The sequence below is a fragment of the Geomonas anaerohicana genome (genome assembly GCF_016458305.1).
GTDB classification, from domain to species: domain Bacteria; phylum Desulfobacterota; class Desulfuromonadia; order Geobacterales; family Geobacteraceae; genus Geomonas; species Geomonas anaerohicana.
On the sequence record NZ_JAEMHL010000002.1, the window covers coordinates 607,870 to 633,582 of the forward strand.

At 61.9% G+C, this 25,713-nt stretch carries 24 protein-coding genes; 16 read left to right on the top strand and 8 right to left on the bottom strand.

What is annotated here, in order from left to right; translation table 11 throughout:
- The first annotated feature begins 1 nt into the window (after position 1).
- From JFN91_RS06010 to JFN91_RS06050, 9 genes are all read left to right on the top strand, one after another.
- Positions 2–781 (top strand): TIGR04290 family methyltransferase, encoded by a 780-nt coding sequence (locus JFN91_RS06010; protein WP_199388279.1) that lies wholly within the window; start codon positions 2–4, stop codon positions 779–781.
- Between the two features lie 158 nt (positions 782–939).
- Entirely contained in the window at positions 940–1,752 is an 813-nt protein-coding gene (locus JFN91_RS06015; RefSeq protein WP_199388280.1) for a TOBE domain-containing protein, read from the top strand.
- A gap of 168 nt (positions 1,753–1,920) precedes the next feature.
- Entirely contained in the window at positions 1,921–2,787 is an 867-nt protein-coding gene (locus JFN91_RS06020; protein WP_199388281.1) for a substrate-binding domain-containing protein, read from the top strand.
- A gap of 254 nt (positions 2,788–3,041) precedes the next feature.
- Complete coding sequence (locus JFN91_RS06025; protein WP_199388282.1) at positions 3,042–3,740, top strand: ABC transporter permease; 699 nt, start codon at positions 3,042–3,044, stop codon at positions 3,738–3,740.
- The gene (locus JFN91_RS06030) at positions 3,737–4,837 is read left to right on the top strand and encodes an ABC transporter ATP-binding protein (RefSeq protein WP_199388283.1); all 1,101 of its coding nucleotides are present in this window, start codon (positions 3,737–3,739) and stop codon (positions 4,835–4,837) included. The genes JFN91_RS06025 and JFN91_RS06030 overlap by 4 nt, the downstream gene beginning before the upstream one ends.
- Before the next feature lie 76 nt (positions 4,838–4,913).
- On the top strand, positions 4,914–5,249 hold the full coding sequence (locus JFN91_RS06035) for a DUF2845 domain-containing protein (protein ID WP_199388284.1): 336 nt from the start codon (positions 4,914–4,916) through the stop codon (positions 5,247–5,249).
- 282 nt (positions 5,250–5,531) lie between these two features.
- Complete coding sequence (locus JFN91_RS06040) at positions 5,532–6,095, top strand: manganese efflux pump MntP (RefSeq protein ID WP_199388285.1); 564 nt, start codon at positions 5,532–5,534, stop codon at positions 6,093–6,095.
- A gap of 176 nt (positions 6,096–6,271) precedes the next feature.
- Entirely contained in the window at positions 6,272–7,984 is a 1,713-nt protein-coding gene (locus JFN91_RS06045; protein ID WP_199388286.1) for a hybrid sensor histidine kinase/response regulator, read from the top strand.
- 17 nt (positions 7,985–8,001) lie between these two features.
- Positions 8,002–8,442, top strand: coding sequence for an EamA family transporter (locus JFN91_RS06050; RefSeq protein WP_199388287.1), 441 nt, complete (start codon positions 8,002–8,004; stop codon positions 8,440–8,442).
- A 9-nt stretch (positions 8,443–8,451) separates the two neighbouring features.
- Here JFN91_RS06050 and JFN91_RS06055 read toward each other — a convergent pair whose 3' ends face one another.
- The 3 genes from JFN91_RS06055 to JFN91_RS06065 all read right to left on the bottom strand — a co-directional run bounded on the left by JFN91_RS06055 (position 8,452) and on the right by JFN91_RS06065 (position 10,673).
- A complete protein-coding gene (locus tag JFN91_RS06055; protein ID WP_199388288.1) occupies positions 8,452–8,727 on the bottom strand; it encodes a DUF2917 domain-containing protein in 276 nt (91 codons plus the stop codon).
- Between the two features lie 271 nt (positions 8,728–8,998).
- Positions 8,999–9,973, bottom strand: coding sequence for a GlxA family transcriptional regulator (locus JFN91_RS06060; protein ID WP_199388289.1), 975 nt, complete (start codon positions 9,971–9,973; stop codon positions 8,999–9,001).
- A 196-nt stretch (positions 9,974–10,169) separates the two neighbouring features.
- The gene (locus tag JFN91_RS06065) at positions 10,170–10,673 is read right to left on the bottom strand and encodes a ferritin-like domain-containing protein (protein WP_199388290.1); all 504 of its coding nucleotides are present in this window, start codon (positions 10,671–10,673) and stop codon (positions 10,170–10,172) included.
- A gap of 225 nt (positions 10,674–10,898) precedes the next feature.
- Between JFN91_RS06065 and JFN91_RS06070 the strand changes: the two genes are divergently transcribed.
- Positions 10,899–12,518 carry an NADP-dependent glyceraldehyde-3-phosphate dehydrogenase gene (locus tag JFN91_RS06070; RefSeq protein WP_199388291.1) on the top strand — a complete coding sequence of 540 codons (1,620 nt, stop codon included), beginning with the start codon at positions 10,899–10,901 and terminating at the stop codon, positions 12,516–12,518.
- Between the two features lie 105 nt (positions 12,519–12,623).
- Here JFN91_RS06070 and JFN91_RS06075 read toward each other — a convergent pair whose 3' ends face one another.
- Positions 12,624–15,236: an EAL domain-containing protein gene (locus tag JFN91_RS06075; protein ID WP_199388292.1), complete on the bottom strand. Its 2,613-nt coding sequence runs from the start codon at positions 15,234–15,236 to the stop codon at positions 12,624–12,626.
- 272 nt (positions 15,237–15,508) lie between these two features.
- Here JFN91_RS06075 and pstS point away from each other — a divergent pair, with 272 nt between their 5' ends.
- The 4 genes from pstS to JFN91_RS06095 all read left to right on the top strand — a co-directional run bounded on the left by pstS (position 15,509) and on the right by JFN91_RS06095 (position 19,275).
- Complete coding sequence (pstS, locus tag JFN91_RS06080; RefSeq protein WP_199388293.1) at positions 15,509–16,537, top strand: phosphate ABC transporter substrate-binding protein PstS; 1,029 nt, start codon at positions 15,509–15,511, stop codon at positions 16,535–16,537.
- Positions 16,538–16,940: 403 nt separating this feature from the next.
- Positions 16,941–17,705: a methionine ABC transporter ATP-binding protein gene (locus JFN91_RS06085; protein ID WP_199388294.1), complete on the top strand. Its 765-nt coding sequence runs from the start codon at positions 16,941–16,943 to the stop codon at positions 17,703–17,705.
- A 19-nt stretch (positions 17,706–17,724) separates the two neighbouring features.
- Positions 17,725–18,393, top strand: a complete 669-nt coding sequence (locus tag JFN91_RS06090) for a methionine ABC transporter permease (RefSeq protein ID WP_199388295.1) — start codon at positions 17,725–17,727, stop codon at positions 18,391–18,393.
- A 30-nt stretch (positions 18,394–18,423) separates the two neighbouring features.
- Positions 18,424–19,275, top strand: coding sequence for a MetQ/NlpA family ABC transporter substrate-binding protein (locus JFN91_RS06095; RefSeq protein WP_199388296.1), 852 nt, complete (start codon positions 18,424–18,426; stop codon positions 19,273–19,275).
- Positions 19,276–19,617: 342 nt separating this feature from the next.
- On the opposite strand, the gene phoU is transcribed toward JFN91_RS06095, so the two are convergent.
- The 4 genes from phoU to pstC form a co-directional block, all read right to left on the bottom strand.
- A complete protein-coding gene (phoU, locus tag JFN91_RS06100) occupies positions 19,618–20,289 on the bottom strand; it encodes a phosphate signaling complex protein PhoU (RefSeq protein ID WP_199388297.1) in 672 nt (223 codons plus the stop codon).
- Between the two features lie 69 nt (positions 20,290–20,358).
- Positions 20,359–21,117, bottom strand: a complete 759-nt coding sequence (pstB, locus tag JFN91_RS06105) for a phosphate ABC transporter ATP-binding protein PstB (RefSeq protein ID WP_199388298.1) — start codon at positions 21,115–21,117, stop codon at positions 20,359–20,361.
- Positions 21,118–21,210: 93 nt separating this feature from the next.
- Complete coding sequence (pstA, locus tag JFN91_RS06110; RefSeq protein ID WP_199388299.1) at positions 21,211–22,053, bottom strand: phosphate ABC transporter permease PstA; 843 nt, start codon at positions 22,051–22,053, stop codon at positions 21,211–21,213.
- On the bottom strand, positions 22,050–23,054 hold the full coding sequence (gene pstC / locus JFN91_RS06115) for a phosphate ABC transporter permease subunit PstC (protein ID WP_407932148.1): 1,005 nt from the start codon (positions 23,052–23,054) through the stop codon (positions 22,050–22,052). Before pstC ends, pstA begins: the two co-directional genes overlap by 4 nt.
- A 218-nt stretch (positions 23,055–23,272) precedes the next feature.
- Between pstC and JFN91_RS06120 the strand changes: the two genes are divergently transcribed.
- Positions 23,273–23,737 carry a MarR family winged helix-turn-helix transcriptional regulator gene (locus JFN91_RS06120; protein WP_199388300.1) on the top strand — a complete coding sequence of 155 codons (465 nt, stop codon included), beginning with the start codon at positions 23,273–23,275 and terminating at the stop codon, positions 23,735–23,737.
- The gene (locus JFN91_RS06125) at positions 23,734–25,695 is read left to right on the top strand and encodes an FUSC family protein (protein ID WP_199388301.1); all 1,962 of its coding nucleotides are present in this window, start codon (positions 23,734–23,736) and stop codon (positions 25,693–25,695) included. The genes JFN91_RS06120 and JFN91_RS06125 overlap by 4 nt, the downstream gene beginning before the upstream one ends.
- Positions 25,696–25,713: the final 18 nt, after the last annotated feature.

Sequence of the window (25,713 nt, forward strand, 5' to 3'; positions counted from 1 at the left end):
CATGACGCACGCCAAAGCAAGAACGCTGGAAGACGACATAAAGGACCTGTCCCCCTGGTTCCACAACCTGCACCTGCCCGATGGCACCGAGACGGCCCCCGACCACTTCCTGGGGGACTTCCCCAGCTTCAAGTGGCGCGAGATATCCGGCTGCATCCCCGATGACCTGACCGGCTGGAGCGCCCTCGACATCGGCTGCAACGCCGGCTTTTACTCCTTCGAACTTGCGCGCCGCGGCGCCCGGGTGCTCGGCATCGACTGCGACAACCATTACCTGGACCAGGCCAATTGGGCGGCGGTGCAGTACGGCCTGCAAAGCCTGGTGGAGTTCCGGCAGATGCAGGTCTACGATCTCGCGCGGGTGAAGGGGAAGTTCGACCTGGTGCTCTTCATGGGGGTGTTCTACCACCTGCGCTACCCGCTGCTGGCGCTCGATATCGTGGCGCAGAAGACGGCAGGGATGATGCTGTTCCAGACCATCACCATGCCCGGCCGCGGGGTTGCCGGACAGCACGACTTCTGGATCAACGAACGCGACGCCCTGCACGACGCGGGGTGGCCCAAGATGGCCTTCATCGAGGAGCGCTTCGCCGGGGATCCGACCAACTGGTGGATCGCCAACCACGCCGGGGTGGAGGCGATGCTCCGCTCGGCGGGGCTGAAGATTGCCGGCTACCCAGGAGACGAGATCTACCTCTGCCACCCCGACCCGGAGCATCCTTCCTGCATGACAACTTGGAACCGCTCGGAATATCTTTCAGCCACCAACGCCGGTGAATGAGCCGCAATGACCCTATGGCATAGTCCCCTCAGTCATCCAGCCGCCTGTTCTGCTGACTGAAAAAGGTATACGCAAGGCGCGTAACTTTTCCTGTTTACGTTATGTCGTTTGTGATATAACGGTAGAATAGTAGTCTCTACTCCTGAACGAGGTGTGTCTTGAGTCGTGGCGTCAAACGCGGCATAGAGCTCGAAGGGGCTCTCTGGTTTCACAAGGATGAGCAGAAGTTCCTGGGGCTCGATCGAATCGCGCTTTTGAGTAGGATCGACGAACTGGGTTCCATCACCAAGGCCGCCAAGGCCGTCGGTATCAGCTACAAGAATGCCTGGGACTTGGTCAATATGGTCAACAACCTGGCGGAAAAGCCGCTGGTGGAGCGGGTGACCGGCGGCAGGGGGGGCGGGGGGACGACTCTCACCGCCTATGGCAAGGAAGTGGTCAAGCAGTACGGCGTACTCCAGGAAGAGCACCGCAGGTTCCTGGAGAACCTGGAGGGGCGGCTCGGTGACAGTGCCAGCCTCTACCACTTGTTACGGAGGATATCCATGAAAGTAAGTGCCCGTAACGTATTGTCCGGAACCATCACCAAGATAACCAAGGGAGCGGTGAACGCGGAGGTCACCCTTGCCCTCACCGGCGGCGCGCCGCTGGTCGCCGTCATCACCAACGGCGCCGTGGAGAACCTGGCCCTCAAGGCGGGAAGCTCCGCCTACGCCATCATCAAGGCCAGCTCGGTCATGGTCGGCACCGACCTGCACGACGCCAAGATCAGCGCCCGCAACGTCATGTGCGGCACCGTCGCCAAGATCGTGGAAGGGCCGGTGTCCACCGAGGTGGACGTAGAGGTCGGCGGTGGCAACACCATCAGCGCCGTCATCACCCACGAAAGCGGCGCCACCCTCGGCCTCAAGGTCGGCGCACACGCCTGCACCCTGTTCAAAGCCTCCAGCGTCATCCTAGGTGTCAGCTGAATAATCTCCTCCCCCTCCCGCAAGGGGAGGGGGGATAAAGTGCAACACTGAATGCAGCGATAGTAAAAAGGGGCGGTCTGCCGTCCCTTTTTACGGTCAACCGCTGTAGTTGAAACGCCATAACGGTCGATGCCATCCCATGATAACATCAACAATAGGAGTTAGACGATGAACCGAATTCTCAGAACCTTGCCGCTGTTTGTTGCCCTGTTCCTCTTCTCCGCAGTCGCCTCGGTCTCCACCGGTTGGGCCGCCGAGCAGAAGAACCTGATCCTCGCCACCACCACCTCCACCCAGGACTCGGGCCTTCTGGACGTGCTGATCCCGATCTTCGAGAAGCAGACCGGCTACTTCGTCAAGACCATCTCGGTCGGTTCCGGCCAGGCCATGAAGATGGGTGAGAAGGGCGAGGCCGACGTGCTGCTGGTGCACTCCCCGGACGCAGAGAAGAAGTTCATGGCCGACGGCTTCGGCGTGAACCGCAAACTGGTCATGCACAACGACTTCATCGTCCTCGGACCGGCCAATGACCCGGCCAGAATCCGCGGCGCCATGACCGCTGCCGACGCCATCAAGGCCATCGCCAGGGCCAACGCGCTGTGGCTCTCCCGCGGAGACAACTCCGGCACCCACGCCAAGGAGAAGGGGCTCTTCAAGGCCGCCGGTATCAACCCGGAAGGCCAGAAGTGGTTCCAGCAGACCGGCCTGGGCATGGGCGAGACGCTGAACGTTGCCGCCGAGAAGAAGGGGTACCTGCTGGCTGACCGCGGCACCTACCTGGCGCTCAACAAGAAGGCGCATCTCGGGCTCAACATCATGGTCCAGGGCGAGCCCAAACTCCTCAATATCTACCACGTCATCGAGGTGAACCCGGCCAAGTGGCCCAAGGTGAACAACGCCGGCGCCAGGGCGTTCGCCGATTTCATGGTCTCCAAGAAGACCCAGGAGATCATCTCCACCTTCGGCAAGAAGGAGTTCGGCTCGCCGCTGTTCTTCCCGGATGCTGGGAAGAAGCCGGAATCGCTGGGGCTGTAAGGCAAATCCCCCCACCGTCTGAGAGAGGGCGGCAGAAGGGACGGCAGAAGGGACAGGCTCCGCAGGTGCCTGTCCCTTTAGCGGAACGCTCCTTTCAGCCGAGGCCAGCTTTTCCAAGTACAAAGGGGACAGGCACCTGCGGAGCCAGTCCCCGTGAAGCACAAAGGGGGACAGGCACCTGCGGAGCCAGTCCCCGTGAAGCACAAAGGGGGACAGGCACCTGGCGGAGCCAGTCCCCTCACGGAGGAAGCTGAATGGATGTAATTCTTGAAGGTCTCACTAAGGCGTTCCAGCTCCTCGCATCGCTCGATCGCGAGGTGCTGGGCATCGCCTGGCTGTCGCTCAAGGTCTCCGGGCTCGCGACGCTCTTCTCGCTGGTAATCGGTCTTTCCGTGGGGACGCTGGTGGCGCTCTCCAGCTTCCCGGGCAAGAAGATCCTGGTGAGCGTGGTGAACACGGGGATGGGGCTGCCGCCGGTGGTGGTGGGCCTCTTCGTATCCATCATGCTCTGGAGAAACGGCCCGCTCGGCTACCTGGAACTCCTCTACACGCCGACTGCCATCATCATCGCGCAGACCGTGATCGCGACCCCGATCGTCATGGGGGTCACCATCGGCGCCATGCAGAACCTTCCGGCGAACCTGAGGCTCCAGATTCTAGCCTTGGGCGCCACCCGGGCGCAGATGGTCTGGATGCTGATCAAGGAGGCGCGGCTGCCGCTCATGGCAGGCGTTATGGCGGGCTTCGGCGGGGTCATCTCCGAGGTGGGCGCCTCCATCATGGTCGGCGGCAACGTCCGGGGCTACACCCGCGTGCTCACTACCGCCACGGTGATGGAGACGGGTAGGGGCAACTTCGACATGGCCATTGCCCTGTCGGTGATACTTCTGCTATTCTGCTTCGCCGTCAACTACATCCTCACCTACATCCAGCAGCGGGAAAGGCCCAGATGACCCAGCAACAAAACCTGCTCGACCTGAAAGAGCTGAGGGTTGATCGAGGCGGCGTGACCGTGCTCGACATACCCTCTTTTTCTTTGTCACAAAACGAATTCGTTTCCCTGATCGGCCCCAACGGTGCCGGCAAGTCGACCCTGCTCCTGTCGCTTCTGGGGCTCATGAAGCATCAGACCGGCACCGTCACCTACCGGGGGGGCGCCGTCTCGTCCGAGGCACAGTGGCTGGAGCTGCGCCGCCGCATTGCCATGGTGCTGCAGGAGCCGCTTCTTTTCGATAGCACCGTCTTCGAAAACGTGGCCAGCGGCCTCAAGCTCAGGGGATTGGGGCGCGCCGAGATCAAGACCCGCGTCGCCACCTACCTGGAGCGTTTCAACCTCGCCCACATGGGGCAACGCTCGGCGCGCAAACTCTCCGGCGGCGAGGCCCGGCGCGTGAGCCTCGCGCGAGCCTTCGCGGTGGAGCCCGAGGTGATTTTCTTCGACGAACCCTTCGCCAACCTCGACCCTCCCACCCGGCAGGCCCTCACCGAAGACATGGACCGCATCATCCGGGACCGGGGCATCGCCGCCATCCTGGTCACCCACGACCAGTCCGAGGCGCTCAGGATGTCACAGCGCATCGTGGTGATGAATCGCGGCAGCATCGTGCAGCAGGGCACCCCTGCGGAGGTGATGAACCACCCGGTGAACGAGTTCGTGGCGAACTTCGTCGGGATGGAAACCATCCTGGAGGGGGAGGTTGTCAGAAACAACGATCAGCAGATGGCCGTGATGGTGGCCGGACGGGAAGTGGACACCATCGGGGACGCTGAGCCCGGCGCCCAGGTCTACTGCTGCATCCGGCCGGAAAACGTCACCATCAGCGTGAGCCACCCCGACGAAAAAAGCAGCGCGAGGAACCTGTACCCTGGGCGGGTCACGGACGTGGCTTCCATGGGGCCGTTTCTGCGGCTGCAGTTGGATTGCGGCTTTCCGCTCACTTCCTACGTGACCCGTGAATCGTTCGCCAAGCTCGAGCTGTGCGAGGGGAGGGATGTCTACGCCTCCTTCAAGGCCACCTCGGTTCATCTCATCCGCAGGCGGGCCGCGTAAATAGCGCTTTGCAAAAGATCGCTTGTACCTTATATTCCTGTCTGTTTTGCCAACAGAAGAACAAGGAGGAAAGAGCATGAAAAAAGCCGTTAACCTGGTCGCCGCCCTCTCGGCCGTCGTGGTGCTGTCTGCCGCCGCTTATGCCGACAGCGACACCGTGAGGTGCAAAGGTGGCATCGTGTCCGTCGGCGACTCTGCGGGAGAGGTGCTTGCCAAGTGCGGCCAACCCGCCACGACGACGCAGAGTTCCAAGAAGGTGGTGCAGAAGGACCAGTCCGGCCCCACCAAGAGCATTACCAATATCATCGTCGACAATTGGATCTTCAACTTCGGCCGCAATGAGTTTCAGTACCAGCTGGAACTGCAGGATGGCCGCGTCTCCCGCATCCAGAGCCTCGATTACGGTTACTAGAATTCACCGAAAGAGAAGTTGTCCCGGTAGTTCCGGGTAACGAGGAGCAGCTGCCACAAAGCGTGACACGCGACCCGAGGTTCCCCCCTTTGCGAAGGGGGGACAGGGGGGATTTCCCTCTCTCGGCCCCAAAGCATCAAAAGCAAATCCCCCTAAATCCCCCTTTGTGAAAGGGGGGACTTTTTCCATTTCCCTTTGTTGAAGGGGGACTTTCAACATAAAGGGGACAGAAATTACAAGGGGACAGGCACCTTGCGGAGCCAGTCCCCCTCCGGAGTTTTGATGGATTGGATCAGCATCTTCGGCATCGCCCTGGCCCTGGCCATGGATGCCTTCGCCGTCGCCCTGGCTACCGGCGCGGTATTGAACCCGGTCACCGGGCGGCACCTGTTCCGCCTCGGCTTTCATTTCGGCCTGTTCCAGGCACTCATGCCCATCGCGGGGTGGCTGCTCGGCCTCACGGTCCAGAAGTGGATCACCGCCTACGACCATTGGATCGCCTTCGGCCTCCTGGCCTATGTCGGCGGCAGGATGATCGTGGAGGCCTTCGAGGAGGACGAGGATAATTCGCCCTCCGACCCGACCAAGGGGCTCACCATGGTGATGCTCTCGGTCGCCACCAGCATCGACGCCTTCGCGGTCGGGTTGTCGCTGGCCATGCTCGGGGTGAGCGTGTGGGTCCCTTGCGTGGTCATCGGTCTCGTCGCGGCGGTGTTGACCGTGGCCGGCATGCTCTTGGGGCGCCGGCTTGGGGACAACTGGGGCAAGCGCGTCGAGGTATGCGGCGGGGTGGTGCTTTGCCTGATCGGTCTCAAGATCCTGCTGGAGCACACGCTTTTAAAGTGAGTGGGCGGGTATCATTTGTCGGCCCCCGCACGATCTTCTTTCAAATACTGTCAAGTCTCCTTCCTGTAAACATTGAAGGAGGCTTGAAGTGTCATAAAATCTCTGTATATTTTCCCAATCACAAGTAGCCGCTCGTCTGATCCCGATGTAAGAGATTGTCTATAACAGAGGGCCGAGTGACAGATCCTCTCAACCCCAGCGAAGAACTGTGTCGCTTCATCATCGATACGATTCCCCAGATCGTCTGGACAGCCAGGCCCGACGGCGCCCAGGACTTCGCCAACCTGCGCTGGTACGAGTTCAATGGCCTGATTCCCGGCGAGCCCGACCCGGAGCCATGGCGCAGCATCATCCATCCCGACGACGTCGAAATCACCGCACAAAAATGGAAGCATTCTCTTGAGACCGGGGAGCCCTACAGCTGCCTGCACCGCAACCGGAGGTTCGACGGGCAGTACCGCTGGGTGCTGTCGCGGGCAATCGCGCAGAAGGATGCCGACGGCCGCATCGTGCGCTGGATCGGCAGCGGCACCGATATCACCGAGCAGAAGGTAGCCGAGGCCGAGCTGATCAAGTACCGTGATCACCTGGAGGATCTGGTCCGGGAACGGACCGAGGAACTGGTGGCGGCCAAGGAGCGGGCCGAGGTGGCGACGCGCGCCGTCCTGGAAGCGAACGACCTGCTGGAAATGCGGGTCGAGGCCCGCACCGCCGAACTGCGCAAGACCGAGAAGGACCTGCGCCAGGCGCAGAAGATGGAGGCTATCGGCACGCTCGCCGCCGGTATCGCCCACGACTTCAACAACATCCTCACCTCCATCTTGGGCTTTACCGACATGGTGCTGCACAAGGTGCCCGAAGGGGGCGTGGGGCGGTCGGAAATGCAGCAGGTCTTCATCGCGGCGCAGCGGGCGGCGGACCTGGTGCGCCAGATCCTCAGCTTCAGCAGGCACACCGAGCAGGAAAAAAAGCCGGTGCACCTGGCGGCCGTCATCGAGGACGCCTTCCGCCTGCTGCGTTCCTCGCTCCCCACCTCCATCGCCATGGTCAAGGAGATCGAGGTTGCGCCCGACGACGACAAGGTGCTCGCCGACCCCACCCAGTTGCACCAGGTGCTGATGAACCTCGGCACCAACGCCGCCCATGCCATGCTCCCAGAAGGTGGCACCCTGACTGTTTCGCTGCAGGCGGTTGCGGCCGGCTCTCCCCAACTGGCCCCGTATCCTTTCCTCGACCCCGTGGATCACCTGCATCTGTGCGTGCGCGACACCGGCCGCGGCATGGAAAGCCGCATGCTGGAGCGGATCTTCGACCCCTATTTCACCACCAAGCCGGCAGGGGAGGGGACCGGCCTCGGCCTGGCCGTGGTCCAGGGTATCGTGAAGAATCACGGCGGCGTCATCACCGTGCACAGCGAGCCGGGTGCGGGCACCTGCTTCGAGGTTTTACTCCCGGCCGTCTCCCTGGAGATCCAGCGCGAAGAGGAGGTGCCGGAGCAACTGCTGCAGGGAAACGAGCGGGTGCTGTTCGTGGACGACGAGGAGTCTCTCACCGTGCTGGGCCAGGGGATCTTGGAGAGCCTGGGCTACAGCGTGGTCACCGCCGGCAGCAGCGCGGCTGCACTGAATCTTTTCCGGGCCGATCCCTCCCGCTTCGACCTGGTGATCACCGACCTCACCATGCCGGGACTGTCGGGGAAGTCCCTGGCCAAGGAGATCTCCACGCTGCGCCCCGACATCCCCATCATCCTCTGCACCGGTTTCAAAGAGACCGTCGACGAAAGAGATGCCGAGTACGGCATCCGTGCCTGCCTGATGAAACCGTACACGTCGCGCACCCTGGGGAGGACCATCCGCCAGGTGCTGGATCACAAACCCGATAAGCGTTAACCATAAGGAGGTCAGGCATGTGGAACTACGTAACCCAGGCCCTCACCGCGCTGGTGTGCTTCGCTTTCATGGTGCTGTTCATGACCGCCGCCGTGAAGCGCGGCGTCTCGGTGCAGTTTTCCATGCTGGTGCTCTCGCTGGTGCTCACGGTGAGCTTCGCCGCCTGGTCGGCGGGAGACTGGGGCATGTGGCCGGCCTGGAAGTCCGCGGTGCCTCTGTTGTTGGCGGCGGGAGCGTGCAGCGTGCTTGGCAACTGGGCCATGTTCATGGCCACCTCCTCGAGCGCCAATGCGGGTTACGCGCTGGCCATCATCGGCTGCCAGTCCGCGTTGGTGCTGCTGCTTTCCTGGTGGTTCCTGGGGGGGGAGATGCATTGGCTGCGCCTGGTCGGTATCGCCACCTGCATCCTGGGCGTGATCATCATCAGTTGGCCGGTCGCCCCGGCCGTGAAAGGATAAAGGCGCTGTTCAGGCGGTGCGGGGAGAGGTATGGGGCCAGGCCGTGGTGATGTGCAGCGCGGCACGGCGTTCACGGCAGTTGACTGTTATGGTGACAGGGGTGAGCGCCTCGATGATCAGTGTCTCGCCGCGCACCACCGTCAGACGCGTCCCCTCCTGCGGGCAGTAATCCCGGGTATCCGAGGAGCGGGTGAGCCAGATCGCTCCGGCGACCAGCGACAGCGACTCGATGGCGTCATCCGCCTGCAGCGTGATGATTTCTCCTTTAGCCAACAGGTAACGCATGAAAACCTCCTCTCAAAACTTCTTTCAACCTGTTCAATAGTGCATTCCGGCGTCACCCCAACTGCTGTTCACAAGCGCTGCACGCGGCCTGACGTTCCCCCCTTTGATCTCGTTCCCAAGGTCCGCCTTGGGAACGCAAAACCTCTCAGAAGCTCCAGCTTCCCTCTGGATACATAGCTGGAACTTTGCGCCATATGGGGTTCCCAAGTTGGAGCTTGGGAACCAGGGAAAGGGGCGACAGAGGGGATTTGCTGCTGGGGCGATGAACTCTTCAGAACCTGGTCCGGTAGGCGAGCGGGGTGACCCCGACCTCGCGGATGAAGACGCGCCGCATCTGTTCGGCGCAGGTAAAGCCGCTGTCTCGGGCCACGCGTTCCAGCGGCAGGGTAGTTTCCTCCAGTAGGGCTACCGAGTGTTCCAGCCGGAGCTGGTCGAGGTACTTGGCCGGTGTTTTCCCGGTCTCGCGCAGGAACACACGGGCGAAGTTGCGCGGGCTCATCGCCGCCCGCTGTGCCAGGTCCTCCACCGTCGCCTTGCTGCACGGGTTCTCCCTGAGCCAGGCAAGGAGCGGCGCCATCTGCCCCCCCTCGACCATCTGGGCCCGCAGTTGCGTGCTGAACTGGGCCTGCCCCCCTGGACGTTTCAGGAACATCACCAGGCGCCGTGCCACTGTCAGCGCCAGCTTCTTGCCGAAATCCTCCTCCACCAAGGCCAGTGCCAGGTCCATGCCTGCGGTCACCCCGGCCGAAGTCGCCACCGAACCGTCCCGGGTGTAGATGGCGTCGTTTTCCACCTGCACCTCCTGGTAGTTGCGCAGCCGCTCCAGGTCCATCCAGTGCGTCGTCGCCCGTTTTCCTTGCAAGAGCCCGGCCTCGGCCAGAATGAGCGCTCCAGTGCAGACCGAAACCAGCCGCCGCGCCCGCGGCCCTTCTGTCGCCAGCCAAGAGAGGAAACGTTCGTCTTTCATGACCCGATCCAGCGCGTCATCCGGGCTCCCCGGAACCAGGATGGTGTCCGCCTTTTCCGGCAACTCCTCCCAGGCGTGGTCCGCCACGATGCGCACCCCTGGGCAGGTGGTGAACGGTCCTTCCTTTTCGGCCAGGATGACGATGCGGTAGCCCGGGCGCTGCGGCTCCAACTCGCCCAGACATCGGTTCAGCATGTTGAACACCTCGATCGGCCCGGTCACGTCCAAGAGTTCCGCCCCTTCGTAGGCGGCGACCGCAATAGTGATTGGCGCGTCCATGGCACCTCCTCGTTTCTACTCCTTGCTAGCCTGCCGGAATGATTGCACAACGCCGGCTCACGTTCAAGGACAACGAACCAGCAGATCCTGCCATTTTATGGCAGGGGTAAAGGCTAGCGGGATTGCCGGCAGAGGACGAAACGAAAAAAAGCCCCGTCTATAGGACGGGGCTTTTTTGTACAGATAAGCCGAGAGGCTATCCCCTCATTGCTCCCACCAGCAGCTCGTAATCCTCCAGCAGCGCCTGTAAGTCCTCTTCGTGCTCGACCTCCTGCTGCAAAATGGTGAGCACCATGTTGTAGGTGACCGGGTCCTTCTCGCGGGTCAGGTCCAAAAGCTTCTTGTACACGCCGATGGCGCACTGCTCGCCCCTGATGTTCTGCTCCAGGATGGTCTTCACGAAGGGATCATCGGGCGCGTCGTAGCCGCAGTTGGTGAACTTGTACCATTCCTCGGGCTTGGTAACCGGGGTGCCGCCCAGCTGGATGATGCGCAGCGCCACCAGGTCGGCGTGTGCCAGTTCCTCGGTGGCGTGCACCAAGAGCTCGGCGCCGACCGCGTCTTTCATCGGCCCCTTGACCAGCTTGGCACCCAGCCAGTACTGGTAATAGGCAAACCACTCGTCGCAGAAGGCGCGGTTCAAGAGGTTGAGCAGTTCCTCGACGTCCATGCCGACTATTTCACGTCCCTTAGATCCCATACCCATATCTCCTTTGGTCTTTGTAGTGTCAGTGGGAATAACGCCAGACTCAAAGGAGTATACTGGCGCTTTGTCATTGCGCAATCAGTGCCGTCTGCGCCCTAAGACAGTAGCAAAAGGTTGACCCTGCTTCTGTGTTGGCGTATAGCTCATGAGTGACGTTCGCGTCGACCAGAGGCCGGACCCGTAGCTCCGGCAATCACGTCTGTCAGCAAGGAAGGCAAAGTGAAGAAGAAGATCGCAGGTCTGTCCCCGCTACCGCAGGAAATCCCCGCTCCCTATCGCATAGAAACCCAGATCCGCCAGGACTACTACCTGATCGGCGGCGAACTGCGCCGCTGGGAAGGCGCCATGCAGGAGGTGCTCTCGCCGGTGCAGGTGCTAAGCGGCGCAGAGCCGCAGGCGCAGCGGGTAGGGGAGGCGCCCGCCCTTACCGTGGCGGCCGCGCTCGAGGCGCTCGACGTCGCCGTCAACGCCTACGACAACGGCAGAGGGGCCTGGCCTACCATGTCGGTCGGCGAGCGTATCCAGTGTGTCAACTGCTTCAGCCGCGCGGTGCAGGAAAAGCGCAGCGAGGTGGTGAAGCTTCTCATGTGGGAGATCGGCAAGTCGCTCAAGGAGGCGGAGGCGGAGTTCGATCGCGCGCTCGCCTACCTGAAGGACACCGTCGAGGCGCTCAAGGAGCTGGATCGCGTCTCCTCCCGCTTCGTGATCCAGCAGGGTATCATCGGCCAGATCCGCCGCGCCCCCCTCGGCGTCGTGCTCTGCATGGGACCCTACAACTTCCCGCTCTACGAGACCTTCACCACGCTCATTCCGTCGCTGGTCATGGGGAACACCATCATCCTCAAGCCGCCGCGCTTCGGGATCCTCCTGTTCGAGCCGCTTTTGGCGGCCTTCCGCGACTGCTTCCCGGCCGGCGTGGTCAACACGGTGTACGGCGACGGCGAGGAGGTGCTGCCGCCCTTGATGGCCACCGGCCGCGTCGACGTGCTGGGCTTCATCGGTACCAGTAAGGTCGCCGACGCGCTGCGCGCGAGCCACCCGCGGCCGCACCGGCTGCGCTGCGTACTCGGCCTGGATGCGAAGAACCCCGCCATCATCCTCCCCGACGCGGACCTCGATCTCGCCGTGGAAGAGTGCGTTTCCGGTGCCCTGGGGTTCAACGGCCAGCGCTGCACCGCACTTAAGATCATCTTCGTGCATCGCAACATCGCCGACAGGTTCCTGGAGGGGATGGCCCGGGAGATCGCGGCGCTCAAGTGCGGCGTGCCCTGGCAGGACGGCGTCGCCATCACGGCGCTCCCCGAGCCTGAGAAGCCGGAGTACCTGGAGGGGCTGCTGCGTGATGCCGAGGCTTATGGCGCCGGCGTGGTGAACCCCGGCGGCGGGACGAGGAGCGGCTCCTTCTTCTACCCGGCGCTGCTTTACCCGGTGACCGACCGGATGCGGGTCTACCACGAGGAGCAGTTCGGCCCCGTGGTCCCGGTGGTGGTCTACGACGACCTGAAGGAGACCATCGATTACGTGGTGCAGTCCAACTACGGCCAGCAGGCGAGCATCTTCGGCAGGAACGAGGAGCAGCTGTCGCAGCTGATCGACGCCCTGGTGAACCAGGTCTGCCGCATCAACATCAACAGCAAGTGCCAGAGAAGCCCGGACAGTTTCCCCTTCAACGGTCGCAAGAACTCTGCCGAGGGGACCCAGTCCGTCGCCGACGCCTTGCGCGTCTTCTCGATCCGTATCGTGGTCGCCGCGCGCGAGACCGACGCCAACCGCGACATCATCACCGGCATCGTCAAGGAAAGAAAATCCCACTTCCTCTCCACCGACTACATCCTCTAAACATCGGCTAGCAAGTTCAACTGTCTTTGCCGCCAACCGCTGCCGGTGACCTGTGGTCCCCCCCCTTTTTGCAAAGGGGGGACAGGGGGGATTTGCCTTTGCAGATCAACCCCGGACGAGAGGGGAGGGGACGGCGTTGTTGCGCAGGTAGGGAACGATCTCTTCCGGCGGTAGCGGGCGGCTGAAGTAGTATCCCTGCACGATATCGCAGCGCTGCCCCTGCAGGAATCGGCACTGGGCCTCGGTTTCCACCCCTTCGGCCACCACTTCCTTGCCCAGGGTGTGGGCGAGGGCGATGGTCGCCGCTGCGATTTCGGCATCGTCGGTGTCGGTGTCGATGTCCTTGACGAAGGAGCGGTCGATCTTCAGGCGGTGTACCGGAAAGAGCTTCAGGTAGCTCAACGAGGAGTAGCCGGTGCCGAAGTCGTCGATGGCGAGCTCCACCCCCATCTCCCTGAACCCCTGCAGGTGCAGGATCGCCTCTGCCGGGTTGTCCATCGCCGAACTTTCCGTTATCTCCAGCTCCAAAAGGTGAGCCTTGATCCCGGTCTCCCGGAGGATCTCCAGCAAGAGGGCGGGGAGGTTGTTCTGCCTGAACTGGCGCGGCGACAGGTTGACCGAAACCCTGAGCGGCGGGAGCCCCTCTGCGAGCCAGGAGGCGAGCTGGCGACAAGCCCTTCTCAGCGCCAGCTCCCCTATGGCGACGATCATCCCGGTTTCCTCGGCTACCGGGATGAAGCGGTCCGGCGCGACCAGCCCGTGCACCGGGTGCTGCCAGCGCAGCAGCGCCTCCACGCCGACCACCCGGCCGCTGCTCATCTCAACCTGCGGCTGGTAATGCAGCAGGAATTCCCCCCGCTCGATGGCCACCCTCAGATCCCCCTCCAGCACCAGCCTTTCCTGCACTGTCCGGTTCATCTCCTGGGTAAAAAACTGGAAGTTGTTACGCCCGCCCGCCTTGGCGTGGTACATGGCCAGGTCTGCGTTCTTCATAAGCTCCTGGACCGTCTCGCCATCGTCGGGAAAGATGCTGATGCCGATACTCGGGGTGACGCTCAACTCGTGCCCCTCGACGTAGTAGCTCTGACACAGGGCGTGCTGGATCTTCCCTATGGCGTGCGCCGCCGAGACATTGGTGCGGATCAGGGGAAGCCCCACCACGAACTCGTCGCCACCCAGGCGGGCCACGATGTCCGCGCTGCGGATCGACTCCAGCAGGCGCCCCGCTACCTGGAAGAGCAGTTGGTCGCCCACGTGGTGCCCCAGCGAATCGTTGATGTTCTTGAATCGGTCCAGGTCGATGAAGATCAACGCGAGCCGGCTGCCGCACCGTTTGGCCAGTTCCAGGGAGTGCCCCAGCCGGGCCATCAGGCTGAAGCGGTTGGGGAGTTTGGTGACCGGATCGTAGTGTGCCAGATACTCGATCTTCTGGGCGTGTTGTTCCCGTTCCTGCAGGCGGCGTGACGTTTCTTCGAGGAGCGCCCGTTCCACCTCCAGCCTGCGGTCGTCCCGCTCCATGTTGCCCAGGGCGAAGGAGATGTCGGCTCCCATCTGGCGCAAGAGTTCCACCTGCGGGCGGTCGAAGTAGTTCTTCTTGTCGGCATACAGGGTGAGGGCGCCGATGACCCGTCCTTCCTGCTGCAACGCGATGCTGGCCGAGGCACGGATGCCGTACTCCCTGCCGCGCTGGTGCCAGGGGGCGGTGTTGGCGGCATTGAGGAAGTCGTTACAGATGTAGAAGCTCCCGTTCTTGATGGCGCTGGCGGTCGGGCCGCTGCCGGTCGGCTCCCGGTCCAGCGTGATGGTGATGCCGTCCAGGTAGGCGATGGTGCCGCGCGCGGCGGCAACCTGCACCACCGTCCCTACCTTGTCGAGCAGCCCCACCCAGGCCAGCTTGAAACAGCCCTGGTCGACCGCGATGCGGCAGAAGTCGTGGAACAGCGATTGGCGGTCCTTGATATGCACCACGGCTTTGCTGGTCTCCGAGAGCACTGAGTGCAGCCGGTTCAGCCGCCGCACGCACTCCTCCGCGCTTTCCCGATCGGCAATCTCCTGCCTCAGTTCGCTGATGGTGTTTCTCAGTTCCGCCGTCCGCTTGGCGACCCTCGTTTCCAGTTCTTCGTTGAGCCGCCTGAGGGCGTCGTGGGTCTTCGATATTTCCTGGTTCTTCTCCACCGCAAGCTCGTACGTCGCCAGCAGCAGGTCGATGATCTGCGGTTTCGATGCCGCGATGGCGTACCGGTTGCCGTAGTAGTTGCAACTGACACTGTCGTCGTCTGCGGCCACGCAGCACCCCTGGTCGCGCCGCAAGGCGGCAGCGACGCGGGACAGCAGTATCCCGTTATGGTAGGGCTTGGAAATGAAGTAGTTGGCGCCGGCTTCGAGGCTGCGCAGAACGTGGGTCGGGTCGTTGAGGTGGGTGAGCAGGATGACCGGGAGCTGGCTCGCTTCTTTGAGCCCCCTGATCCGGCGGCAGAGTTCGAACCCGTCCATGCCGGGCGTGACGACGTCGCTGATGACGAGATCCGGCTGCGTTTCGTCTATGCCCGCCAGTGCCTCGCCGGCATCACGGGACAGCAGCACGCGATAACCTTCGGCAGATAGCAGGTGTTCCAGGCGTTTCGTCTGGGTCGGGCTGTCATCCACGAGTAGAATGGTTGACCCCTGCGCCGTGCGCTGCCGCTCTGGATTCTGTGCTTGTACACTGGCGGTAGCCATCTCTTCCCCCACGCACCGTGCCGCGTGTGTCTCCCGCTCTCATCCGCTGCACTGCTCTCCTTAAACCTTTTCGGAAGGATGCCGAGCAAATTAAAACTTTTTATTAATACCGTTTTATTTCTGCGTGGCAAGGAGGAAACTCTGAGGCCGGCCCCAGCGGACGAACCGGGCCTACCATTGCGGTCCTGTTTTTTACAAACTCTTGCGCCGGTTGTAACCGGACTGCAACATAACGCCGCTATAGTCGCTTCAAAACCAATGAGGAGGAAAAGATGATTCAGACCATTAAGAAAGCATTCCTGGCTCTGGCCCTGATGGCCACAGTCGGCGCGGCGGGCGAGGTGTCCGCCGAGACCCTGATCAACGGCGCCGGCGCCACCTTTCCGTACCCGCTGTATTCCAAGTGGTTCAGCGAGTACGCCAAGGTCGACAAGAGCGTTAAATTCAACTATCAGTCCATCGGCAGCGGCGGCGGCATCAAGCAGATCACTGCGCAGACCGTCGACTTCGGCGCCAGCGACAAGTTCCTCACCGATGCCGAATTGAAAGGGGCACCCGGCAAACTGATCCACATCCCGACCGTCATGGGTGCCGTCGTGGTGACCTATAACCTCCCCGGTGTCCCTTCCGGTATCAAGCTCAACTCCGAGGACCTGGCCAACATCTACCTGGGCAAGATCACCAAGTGGAACGATCCGAGGATCGCCGATGACAACAAGGGCATCAACCTGCCGGCCAAGCCGATCATCGTGGTGCACCGCTCCGACGGCAGCGGCACCACCAGCATCTTCACCGACTACCTCGCCGGCGTGAATTCAGAATGGGCACAGAAGGTAGGGAAGGGCGCCTCCGTCAAGTGGCCGGTTGGCCTGGGCGGCAAGGGGAACGAAGGCATCGCCGGGCAGATCAAGACCACGCCGTACTCCATCGGCTACGTCGAGCTTGCCTATGCCTTCGAGAACAAGCTCCCCTACGCCTCACTGAAGAACCAGGCCGGCGTCTTCGTGGCGCCTTCCATCAAGTCCACCAGCGCTGCTGCCGCGGCTGCCGTGAAACACATGCCCGCCGATTACCGGATCTCTCTGGTAAATCAGCCCGGCAAGGATGCCTACCCCGTGGTCGGATTCACCTGGCTCTTGGTGTATGAAAACCAGAAAGATCCTGCCAAAGGGAAGAAACTGGTCGAGTTCCTGAACTGGAGCATGACCAAGGGGCAGAAAATGGCAGCCCCGATGCTCTACGCTCCGCTTCCCGAGAGCGTGGTGAAGATGGTGCAGCACACCATCAAGACCATCAAGTAGTCCGGTAGCAAACAGCAAGTGGCAACAGGGGACAGGCTCCGCAAGGTGCCTGTCCTTTTTTATTTACGGGTGTGTCGGCGCTTTGCCGGTGCACCTTTTTCTTTCTTGTGAGCCGAGTGCTCTGGCAGCTGCAGAGACACCAGGCAGAGATAGAGACTCGGCGTACAGGTTGGGTTAGGGAAGTGGGTGGGAATATAAAATTGTATTCTGTAGTTGTCAGTGTGTGTTTGTTTGTGCTAATTTGATTGTGTACTTGACTTTAGTGGTCAAATTTGATACATCCCTATCACCACAATTTATTAAAGCAAAAAGTGCTCAACGCCGACCAGATAGCTGGAGGCACAAGTAACTTCCCTGCCTTCTTTTGGTATCAGCGTCGTATTTCGTATCCCCGGGGGGGCAAGTGATTACCATCGACAGCCTGAACAAGCTGTACCATACGCCGCGCGGCACGTTCACCGCGTTGCGCGACGTCAACCTGCAGATTGAGAAGGGGGACGTCTTCGGCATTATCGGGCTGAGCGGGGCGGGCAAGTCCACCCTGATCCGCTGCCTGAACCGGCTCGAGGAGCCTGACAGCGGCAGCATCGTCATCGACGGCAGGGAGATCACCCGGCTGGCAACGCACGACCTGCGCGAGGCGCGCAAGAAGATCGGCATGATCTTCCAGCACTTCAACCTGCTCGATGCGAGGACGGTGCAGGGCAACGTGGCTTTCCCTCTTGAACTGGCCGGCTGGCCGCGCAAGGAGATCGCACAGCGGGTCGAAGAGATCCTGGACTTGGTCGGGCTTTCGGACAAGGCGGGCAACTACCCGGCGCAGCTCTCCGGTGGCCAGAAGCAGCGGGTCGGTATCGCCCGTGCCCTTGCCAACCACCCGGAGGTGCTTCTGAGCGACGAGGCCACCTCGGCGCTCGACCCGCAGACGACCAGCTCGATCCTGGAACTGCTGGCCGACATCAACCGCAAGCTCGGGCTGACCATCGTCCTGATCACCCACGAGATGAGCGTGATCAAACAGATCTGCAGCAAGGTGGCGGTCATGGACCGCGGCGAGATCGTCGAGTGCGGGGCGGTGCAGCAGGTCTTTTCCGCACCTTCCAGCGCGACAATGAAACTCTTTTTGGAGCACAGCGCGCTTTTACAGGGCTACGGCGCCGGTATCTAGGGCGGGAGAGGAGATAACGATGCATGAAGACCTGATACCGATGCTCCTCACGGGCTTCGGAGAAACGCTGTACATGGTGGTGCTGTCCACTGTCGCGGCCATCGTGCTGGGACTCCCGCTCGGGGTGCTGGTGGTGATTACTTCCACCGGCCACGTCCTGGAGTCGCCGCGGCTGAACCGCGTCCTGGGCGCCCTGATCAACGTCACCCGCTCCTTTCCCTTCATCATCATGATCGTGCTGCTGCTGCCGCTGTCGCGCTTTCTGGTGGGGACCACGCTGGGAGCCACGGCAGCCAGCGTTCCGCTCTCGATTGCTGCGGCCCCGTTCCTGGCGCGCATCATCGAGAACAGCCTCAAGGAGGTGGACCGCGGCAAGGTGGAGGCGGCCCTCGCCATGGGGGCGACGCCGCTGCAGATCGTGCGCAAAGTGTTGATCCCCGAGGCGCTGTCGTCGCTGGTGCTGGGGGTGACCCTCGCGGTCATCACCATAACCGGGTTCACGGCGACCGCCGGCGCGATCGGGGCAGGGGGGCTAGGGAGCCTCGCCATCCGTTACGGCTACATGCGCTACCGCGAGGACGTCATGTTCGCCACCGTCCTCATTCTCGTCATCTTCGTCCAGGGGGTGCAGTGGAGCGGCGACCGGCTGGCGCGACGGATCAACAGAAACCAACATAGGCTCGGCTAAGGGCCTGATTACCAACGGAGGGACACAAAGATGAAAAGCAGATTTACCGGCAGGTTGGGCGTGGCCCTGGTCGCACTGGCACTGGTTGCAGTTGCCGCGGCGGGATGCAAGAAAAAGGAAGGTGAGGCCGGTAAAGGCGCCGAGGGCGCGGCCCCGGTGGCAGGGAAGACTTTGAAGGTCGGGGCGGCGGTGGTGCCGCACGCTGATATCCTCAAGTTCGTCGTGCCGAAACTGAAGGAGCAGGGAGTGAACCTCGAGGTGGTGACCTTCGACGACGAGGTGCAGCTCAACCCGGCGCTTGCCGAGAAGCAGATCGATGCCAACTACTTCCAGCACGTCCCCTACCTCGAGGCCGTGGTCAAGGAGAAAAAGTACCAGTTCAACGTAGCCGGCAGCATCCACGTGGAGCCGATCGGTCTCTACTCGAAGAAGATCAAGTCCGTGGCTGAACTGAAAAACGGCGCCCAGATCGCTGTCCCGAACAACCCCTCCAACGAGTACCGTGCCCTGGCGCTCCTGGAGAAACAGGGGCTCATCAAGCTGAAGCCCGGCATCTCCAACTTCCAGGCGACGCCGCAGGACATCGTGGAGAACCCGAAGAAGATCAAGTTCGTCGAGGTCGAGGCGGCCCAGCTCACCAGGACCCTTCCGGACGTGGACGGCGCGGTGATCAACACCAACTTCATCCTGGACGCCAAGATCGACCCGCAAAGCGCGATCGCGCGCGAGGACGCCAAGTCTCCTTACGCCAACATCGTCGTGGTGAGAAAGGGTGAGGAGAACCGCGACGACATCAAGAAGCTGATAGCGGCGCTGCAGTCCCCCGAGCTCAAGCAGTTCCTGAAAGAAAAATACGGCGCAGCCATCATCCCCGCGTTCTAGGCCCGGCCGTTCGTGCCGCGACACCGGCCAGCCGGTGCCGGCGCGAAAAAGTACTGCTAGGACAGCACCGACATGTAAAAAGCCCGCGCATCCAGCGCGGGCTTTTTTCGGTGGGCACAGATATTTTCCTGGTTCCCAAGCTCCTGCTTGGGAACCCCATATGGCGCATAGCTCCAGCTTTGCATCCGAGGGAAGTAGGAACTTCGGTGAGGCTTTGCGTTCCCAAGGCGGACCTTGGGAACGAGATCAAATCCCCCCCGCCCCCCTTCGCAAAGGGGGGAGCCTTAGGTCACGTGCATCACTTCGTAGCTGACACTTCTCGCGTTCCCCGCAATTGCCGGACTACGCTATGGTGTGTCGGATGTCCTTCCCCTTGATCATGAAGATGACCATCTCCGCGATATTGGTGGCGTGGTCGGCGATGCGCTCCAGGCATTTGGAAACGTGGATGATCTTCATGGCGCGGCTGATGGTCTTCGGATCGCCCATCATGAAGGTCAAAAGCTCCCGCTGGATCTGCTCGTTCAACTCGTCGACGCACTGGTCGTCCTGGCACACCTTGATGGCCAGCGCATCATCGCCGCGCACGAAGGCGTCGAGCGCTTCCTTCACCATGTCCGATGCGGCCTTGGCCATGCGCGGCAGGTCGATGTAGGGCTTGAGAGACGGTTCCTGGTTCAACTCCCGTGCGCGCTTGCAGATGTTGGCGCATTGGTCGCCGATCCGTTCCAGGTCGGTCACGATCTTCAGGGCCAGCGTGATGAAGCGCAGGTCGCGGGCCGCCGGTTGCCGGCGCGCCAGGACCTCCAGGCACTTCTCGTCGATCACCATCTCCAGCGTATTGATCTCGTGGTCGAAGGCGATGGTGCGTTCGGCCAGTTCGGTATCCCGCTCCACCAGCGATTTCATGGCGTTGGCGATCATGGACTCGACCTTGCCGCCCATCTCCAACAGTTTCTCGCGTATCACGTTCAGTTCGTTGTCGAACTGTTTGCTGAAATGCTCTCTCTCCATAGTGTCTCCTGTCTGTCTTGAGGGGGACTGGCTCCGCAACGTGCCTGTCCCCTTTGTCTCTAGCCGTCACTAGCCGAAACGCCCGGTGATGTAGTCCTCGGTCCGTTTCTCTTCGGGGGTGGTGAAGATCTTCTTGGTCTCGCCGCACTCGACCAGGTCCCCCATGTACAGGAAGGCGGTGTAGTCGGAGACGCGCGCGGCCTGCTGCATGTTGTGGGTGACGATGATGATGGTGTAGCGCTCCTTCAACTCCTCGATCAGTTCCTCGATCTTCAGCGTCGAGATGGGGTCGAGGGCGGAGGCGGGCTCGTCCATGAGGATTACCTCGGGCTTCACCGCGATGGTGCGCGCGATGCAAAGCCGCTGCTGCTGGCCGCCGGAGAGCATCATGGCGTTGCTTTTCAGGCGATCCTTCACCTCGTCCCAAAGTGCCACGCGTTTCAGGCAACTCTCCACGAGTTCGTCCGCCTCCTCGCGGGGGAGTCTGCCGTTCAGCTTGTAGCCGGCGATCACGTTGTCGTAGATGGACATGGCCGGAAAGGGGTTCGGCTTCTGGAACACCATGCCGACGCGGCGCCGGATGGCTACCGGGTCCACTCCTTTCTCGTAGATGTCGCCGTCATCGACCAGGATCTTGCCGGTGACCCGCGCCGAGGCGACCAGGTCGTGCATCCTGTTCATGGAGCGCAGCAGTGTCGACTTGCCGCAACCGGAAGGTCCGATGATGGCGGTGACGCTGTTTTCCGGGAAGGTCATGCTGATGTCGCGTACCGCGTGGGTCCTGCCGAAGTGTATGTTGACCTGTTCCAGTTTTACCTTGTTGTTCATCTTTTCCTCTCGCATTCCGTTAGACGTTGAAGCTCGGAAACTCTCGCAACTGCGGCCTCAACCTCAACCTCAACCTTAATCTCAATCTGCCTTTTACCCCGCCCGCCTGGTCCTGCCGAAGTAGCGTGCGGTGAGGCTCAGGGCGAACATGACTGTTACCAGCACCAGGGCGCCGGCCCAGGCCAGCCGGTGCCAGTCCTCGTAAGGGGCGATGGCGAAGCTGAAGATCTGCAGCGGGAGCGCCGCCATCGGTTGCAGGACGTTCTTGCTCCAGAACTGGTTCCCCAGCGCTGTGAACAGTAGCGGCGCCGTTTCGCCTGCGATCCTGGCCACGGCCAAAAGGACGCCGGTCAGCACACCGGAGAGGGCGCTTCTTAGGGTGACCTTGAGGCTAGTGCGCCAGAAGGGGACTCCGAGCGCCAGCGAGGCCTCGCGCAGCGAGCCCGGAACCATCTTCAACTGCTCCTCGGTAGTGCGCAGCACGATGGGGATCATGATCATGGCCAGCGCCACCGACCCGGCCAGGCCGGAGAAGCCCTTCATCGGTACCACGAGCAGCGTGTAGGCCACCATGCCGGTGATGATGGACGGGGTGCCCGAGAGAACGTCGGCGGCGAAGCGGATCACGGTGGACACCCTGGAGCCGCCGAACTCGGACAGGTAGATGGCGCCGAGGATGCCGATGGGCAGCCCGATCAGGGAGGCTCCGCCGATCATGATAGCCGAACCCAACATGCCGTTGGCCATGCCCCCGCCCGGTTCGCCGGTCGGCGCGGGCACATGGGTGAAGAAGTCCAGGGAGAGCGAACTCACCCCCATCTTCAGGATGTGGAAGAAGATGAGCCCCAGCGGAATCAGCACGGCCAGCGTGCAGGCCAGCATGAGCCCGCTCATCAGGTGGTTCTTTATCTTGCGGTAGGTAACGCTCTGCATCATGCCGCACCTCCCTTGGCGCTTCTGGACACGCTCCAGATCAAGAGCCGCGCCATTGCGTTCACGACCAGGGTGACCACCATCAGGATCAGTCCGATCTCCATGAGCGCGGAGGCGTGCAACTTTGAGGTCGTTTCGGCGAACTCGTTGGCGATCACGCTGGGCATGGTGTAGGCCGGCGACAGCAGCGAGAGCGATATGTTGGGCGCGTTGCCGATCACCATGGTGACCGCCATGGTTTCACCGATGGCCCGACCCAGACCGAGGATGGCGGCGCCCAGTATGCCGGACTTGCCGTAGGGGAGGATGGCAACCCTGATGGTCTCCCAGCGGGTGGCCCCCAGCGCGATTGCCGCCTCTTTCTGGCTCTGCGGCACCGCCAGCAGCACCTCGCGGGTGATGGAGGTGATGATGGGCACCACCATGATCATCAGGATGAAGATGGCGGCCAGCATGCTGACGCCGTAGGGCGCCCCTTCGAAGAACGGCAGGAAGCCGAAATGTTCGATCAGGAACGGCTGGACCGTACTCTGCAGCCAGGGCGCCATGACCAGCACGCCCCAAAGGCCGTAGATGACCGAGGGGATGGCGGCAAGTAGTTCCACCAGCGGCGCCACCAGGGAGCCCAGTCGCCCTGGGGCTACCTCCGTTATGAAGAGCGCCGCGCCGATGCTCAGGGGGGTGGCGAGCAGCAAGGCCAGCACCGAAGAGACCACCGACCCGTACAGGTAGGGGAGGGCGCCGAAGTGTCCCTGCACCGCGTCCCATTCCTCCGAACTCACGAACTTCCAGCCAAACTCCTTGATCGCCGGCAGGCTCTCTCCGGCCATCTCGTACAGCATGAGCGCCAGTATGGCGAGGATGCTGAAGGCGAAAAAGGTGGTCAGGTAGCGGAAGACGGCGTCGCCGCCCAGCTTCCTGGCCTGGGCCGGCTCGCTCTTTTTGCCTGTCGCGGCTGCCTGGTCCGTCTCATGTGTGCAGCAGGAACCCATCTCTAACTCCACGTACTTTCCTCCAGGGGAATGGTCTCCCTGGTCTGCCTGGGGGACCGCTTCTGATACGCCCACAGTTTGGGGAATCGATGTTACAGCTTCGTTACAGTTGGCGGAAATGTTCATGAACAACGATTACGGCCGGGCGTCGTGGGGGGGCTCGGCAACAATCTCCGCCCGAACCGAAAAAATAGATAGCGTAATAATAAATAGCATGCTATCTATTATCTATGGCGATCCTAAACAAGAAAATAGATAAGCAGAACCTCCTCTACCGCATGGGGTTCCTGACCAGGCGCTGGCGGCAGATGCTGGACAGCGCTTTCCAGTCGCTGGGCTTAACCGATGCCGCGTGGCGTCCGCTTTTGCACCTGCATCACATGGGTGACGGTATCAGGCAGAAGGACCTGGCGGCATCGCTTGGCATCGAAGGACCTTCGCTCACGCGCATTCTGGACCAGTTGATCGCGAAAGGGCTCATCGAACGCAATGAAGACGCCAGCGACCGCCGGGCCAAGTTGCTCACGCTCACCCCCCCGGGTCGCGAGATGGTGAGCAGGATAACCAAAGAGGTCACCGCCCTGGAGCACGACCTGCTCAGCGAGCTCACTGACCCGGAACTCGACCTCATGTTCGGGTTTGTTGAGCGGCTGGAAAAGAGATTGCAGGAAACGCGCTCCGCACTTAAATCATGAGTACCCACCACAACAAAAAGATCGTCCTTGCCCTGCGCGGTACGCTGGCAGCGCTCACCGCCCTGGTCGTGGCCCGGTTTCTGGAGATCGAGAATCCATACTGGGCTGCCATGACGGCCTTGATCGTCATCCAGCCGACGCGCGGACTCATTTTCGAAAAGAGCTTCTACCGTTTGGTCGGCACCGTCTTAGGCTCTCTGGCCGCGCTGCTGTTGCTAGAATCCACCTCCTCCCCATTTCTGCTCACGCTGGCCCTTGTTATCTGGATCTCCGGCTGTGTCGGGATAGGCAACCTCCTCTATGGCCTGCGCTCCTACGCCTTCCTCATGGCCGCCTGCACCTGTGGCGTCCTCGTCATGAGTGGGGTCATGAACCCGTTGCGCGTGCACGAAATCGTCTTCGGGCGAATCGCCTGCATTGTGATCGGTATCCTCGTGACCACGGTCGTAACCGCACTCTTCACACCGCGCTCGCCCCGCCAGGAGGTGGAGCGGCGCCTTGAGACGGTGACCACGGATGCCGTGCTCTGGCTGGCGGCGCTGCTTGGTCAGGGACGCAACGAGAAGGTCGCCAGGCTCGAGCACGCCCTGCTCATGGAGTTGGCGGATCTTGAGGCGTGTCTGGATCCGGTGGGGGCCGCCTCTCCAGGCTTCAGGAAACGCAAGCGGCAGGTGAAGGCTCTCATCTCTGCTTTGCTTTCCCTGCTTGCCGCAGGACGTCTCGCTGCGGAGCACCTTAATTGCCACAGAGATGTCGATGGCAGCCACCAACGGTGGCGCGAACTGCTGTCCCGCCGCCTGAGTGAGGCTGTCGGGAGAGTTGGAACCTCCGCCGACAGTTTTTATGCAGAGCTTGAGGGCATCACCGCTCACGCGCGCTCCCACCTGCCTCTGCTGGGCGAAACCCTCGGGGGGGTGGTTGACGCGCTGGGGGATGTCCTGGGGGGATACCAGGTGAGTGCCGGCGGTTGTGAACAGATGCCTCCGCATCGGCTCATCAGGCACCGGGACTGGATGGAAGCCGGCCGGGCAGCCTTCCGCTCCGGCCTCGTTATCGCAGTGGTCGGCTTTGTCTGGAGTGTCACCGGCTGGAGCAAAGGACCGCTCATGCTGATGGCACTGTCCATCATGATCACCATATTCTCCACCAAGGATCATCCGGCCCATTTTGTCGGCAATATTTTCGTGGGTGCTGCGATCGGCTCGGCCACCGCCGTTTTATGCAGGATCTTTCTTCTCTCCGCCGTGGGCGACCCGTACCTTGCCGTTGCCGCCATCGCTCCCTTCGTACTGCTGGGGTTCATTGCCATGCAGTACCCTGCCACCGTTATGGCCGCGACCGACGCGACCCTTTTCTTTCTCTTCGTGGTTCAGCCGGCAACTGCCATCAACGCGACCCCTGTCGATCTTGCTCTCGGTGCGGTAGCCGCGGTGGCGGGTGTCGGTATGGCCTGGGCATCTTACGCCCTGCTGGTCCCCATCAACCCGGCTCGGCGGATGCAATCGGTGCTTGCGGCAGTATCCCGTGACCTGGGGCGCATGGCCCGGACTGGTTCATCCCGGGATCTGGGCCGGATACAGGCGCGGTTGCAGCACAGGGTGATCCGATTGGTCGGCATGGCCGTGCAGCACGACCCGGCGCATCAGAAGACAGTGGATGGTGGGGTGACAGCGCTTGGCGTTGCGGCTGGCATCAAAGCATTGAGGGAAAAAGTCTCCGGCAACGATCTTCCCCCCGCCTCCGACCGGGTCATCCGGGAGGTGTTGATGGTGCTAGCGGCGCTCGCTCCGCAGCAGGAGGGCGAAGAGCTGCTCACTCGGGCGGCATCCGCCTTGTACAAGGTTTTGCAAGTAAGCACTCTGACGAAAGGACCGGTGCAGACAGCAGTTCCGGGGGCGGAGCGTAACCGGGATCGGCAGTTGCGCCAAGAACTGCTGGTTTGCACGGAGATGCAGTAACACGTAAAGGAGAAGGAC

Bases quoted from the DNA above. Each gene is read 5' to 3' on its own strand.
- JFN91_RS06075 (WP_199388292.1), bottom strand. From the start codon at position 15,236: ATGGCTACCGCCAGTGTACAAGCACAGAATCCAGAGCGGCAGCGCACG.
- JFN91_RS06125 (WP_199388301.1), top strand. From the start codon at position 23,734: ATGAGTACCCACCACAACAAAAAGATCGTCCTTGCCCTGCGCGGTACG.
- JFN91_RS06055 (WP_199388288.1), bottom strand. From the start codon at position 8,727: ATGCGTTACCTGTTGGCTAAAGGAGAAATCATCACGCTGCAGGCGGAT.
- JFN91_RS06025 (WP_199388282.1), top strand. From the start codon at position 3,042: ATGGATGTAATTCTTGAAGGTCTCACTAAGGCGTTCCAGCTCCTCGCA.
- JFN91_RS06035 (WP_199388284.1), top strand. From the start codon at position 4,914: ATGAAAAAAGCCGTTAACCTGGTCGCCGCCCTCTCGGCCGTCGTGGTG.
- phoU (WP_199388297.1), bottom strand. From the start codon at position 20,289: ATGGAGAGAGAGCATTTCAGCAAACAGTTCGACAACGAACTGAACGTG.
- pstA (WP_199388299.1), bottom strand. From the start codon at position 22,053: ATGATGCAGAGCGTTACCTACCGCAAGATAAAGAACCACCTGATGAGC.
- JFN91_RS06120 (WP_199388300.1), top strand. From the start codon at position 23,273: ATGGCGATCCTAAACAAGAAAATAGATAAGCAGAACCTCCTCTACCGC.
- JFN91_RS06095 (WP_199388296.1), top strand. From the start codon at position 18,424: ATGAAAAGCAGATTTACCGGCAGGTTGGGCGTGGCCCTGGTCGCACTG.
- JFN91_RS06020 (WP_199388281.1), top strand. From the start codon at position 1,921: ATGAACCGAATTCTCAGAACCTTGCCGCTGTTTGTTGCCCTGTTCCTC.
- pstS (WP_199388293.1), top strand. From the start codon at position 15,509: ATGATTCAGACCATTAAGAAAGCATTCCTGGCTCTGGCCCTGATGGCC.
- pstB (WP_199388298.1), bottom strand. From the start codon at position 21,117: ATGAACAACAAGGTAAAACTGGAACAGGTCAACATACACTTCGGCAGG.
- JFN91_RS06090 (WP_199388295.1), top strand. From the start codon at position 17,725: ATGCATGAAGACCTGATACCGATGCTCCTCACGGGCTTCGGAGAAACG.
- JFN91_RS06060 (WP_199388289.1), bottom strand. From the start codon at position 9,973: ATGGACGCGCCAATCACTATTGCGGTCGCCGCCTACGAAGGGGCGGAA.
- JFN91_RS06010 (WP_199388279.1), top strand. From the start codon at position 2: ATGACGCACGCCAAAGCAAGAACGCTGGAAGACGACATAAAGGACCTG.
- JFN91_RS06065 (WP_199388290.1), bottom strand. From the start codon at position 10,673: ATGGGATCTAAGGGACGTGAAATAGTCGGCATGGACGTCGAGGAACTG.
- JFN91_RS06030 (WP_199388283.1), top strand. From the start codon at position 3,737: ATGACCCAGCAACAAAACCTGCTCGACCTGAAAGAGCTGAGGGTTGAT.
- JFN91_RS06050 (WP_199388287.1), top strand. From the start codon at position 8,002: ATGTGGAACTACGTAACCCAGGCCCTCACCGCGCTGGTGTGCTTCGCT.
- JFN91_RS06040 (WP_199388285.1), top strand. From the start codon at position 5,532: ATGGATTGGATCAGCATCTTCGGCATCGCCCTGGCCCTGGCCATGGAT.